Here is a 1,887-nt window from a genome sequence, read left to right as displayed (position 1 = left end):
TTTTTTTCTACTCTGATTGCCCATTTTGTTAAGATGAAACAAACGATTGGAAAGGGTTCTTATGGGATTTAAGAAAAAACATTATCGCCAACAAGTTGATATGCGAGATTGCGGTGTTGCAGCTTTGGCCATGGTTTTTGACTACTATGGTTCATACTATTCTTTAGCCAGTCTGCGGGAGAAGGCAAAAACGACTGCAGATGGAACGACCGCCTTAGGTCTGGTCAAGGTGGCTGAGGAGTTGGGATTTGAGACACGCGCCTTCCGAGCAGATCGCACACTTTTTGACTTGGAAGGAGTGTCCTATCCATTGATCGTCCACGTGATCAAGGATGGGCGTCTCCCTCACTATTACGTAGTCTATAAGAAAGATAAAAAGTATCTTTACATAGCAGATCCAGATCCAAAGGTAAAGATGACCAAATTAACGATCGAAGAGTTTGAAAAAGAATGGACAGGGATTGTTATCGCCTTGGCCCCGACTCCAGCCTATCAACCGAGTAAAGAAAAGAAAAATGGGCTCCTAGATTTTGTCCCTCTTTTGTTTAAACAGCGGCAATTGGTTCTGCATATTGTTCTTGCAACGTTATTGGTAACCCTCATCAATATTGTGGGTTCTTACTACTTACAATCGATTATTGATACCTATGTGCCTGATCAGATGAAGCAGACGCTGAGTGTGATTTCACTAGGGTTGATCGTGGTTTACATCTTACAGCAGGTCCTGACCTATGCGCAAGATTACTTGCTTCTTGTTTTAGGCCAGCGCTTGTCTATTGATGTCATTCTGTCCTATATTAAGCATGTTTTTCAGTTGCCTATGAGTTTCTTTGCAACTCGACGGACAGGAGAAGTGGTGTCACGGTTTACAGATGCCAACCGCATTATCGATGCTCTGGCTAGTACACTGCTTTCAATCTTTTTGGATCTGTCTATTGTTTTGATTTTATCAGTAGTCCTGTTTAGCCAAAATGCTCACCTCTTTTTCTTGACCATTCTCTTGCTACCGATTTATGCGGTCATTATTTTTGCCTTTATGAAGCCTTTTGAGCGCTTAAATAATGAAACCATGGAAGCTAATAGTGTCTTGTCATCTTCCATCATCGAAGATATTAATGGGATCGAAACTATCAAGTCTCTTACCAGTGAGCGGAGTCGCTATCAAAAGATTGACTCAGAATTTGTGGACTATCTCAAGAAGTCCTTTGCCATGAGTAAGGCGGAGAGTCTACAAAAGGGACTCAAGCACTTGGCACAGTTGATTTTGAATGTCTTGGTCTTGTGGTTGGGAGCTCATTTGGTCATGAAGCAAGAATTGAGCTTGGGGCAGTTAATCACCTACAACACTCTCCTTGTTTATTTCACAGGCCCTTTAGAGAACTTGATCAACCTCCAAACCAAACTTCAAGCAGCCCGAGTGGCCAATACCCGTCTGAATGAAGTCTATTTGATAGACTCTGAGTTCGCAGAGAAGAAACCTCTTCAAGATCGTGAGGCTCTCGATGGTGATCTGGTTTTTGAAGGAGTAGACTACAAATACGGTTTTGGGGCTAACGTTCTTACCGATATCAGTCTCACGATCAAAAAAGGGAGCAAGGTCAGTTTTGTTGGTATTTCAGGTTCTGGAAAAACCACGCTAGCAAAGATGATGGTGAATTTCTACCAACCCAATAAAGGGACGATTCGCCTGGGAGAAACGGATATCCAGCAAGTGGATAAGACCTTGCTTCGCCAGCAAATCAATTATTTACCTCAGCAGCCCTATGTCTTTAACGGTACGATTTTAGAGAACTTGTTACTGGGAGCGCGGGAAGGAACTAGTCAGGAAGATATCTTGCGCGCTGTTGAAATCGCAGGAATTCGAGAAGACATTGAGCGTATGCCCCT

General features: G+C 42.9%; 1 pseudogene. It reads left to right on the top strand.

Going from position 1 to position 1,887, the window contains the following annotated elements:
- Nucleotides 1–61 precede the first annotated feature (61 nt).
- Nucleotides 62–1,887 (top strand): annotated as a pseudogene (locus ACLOR3_RS02985) (peptide cleavage/export ABC transporter); the annotation flags it as partial.

Source organism: Streptococcus intestinihominis, assembly GCF_046824975.1.
Lineage (GTDB): Bacteria > Bacillota > Bacilli > Lactobacillales > Streptococcaceae > Streptococcus.
The sequence above is the reverse complement of the archived record's forward strand: the minus strand, read 5'-3'. Positions and strand labels throughout refer to the sequence as shown.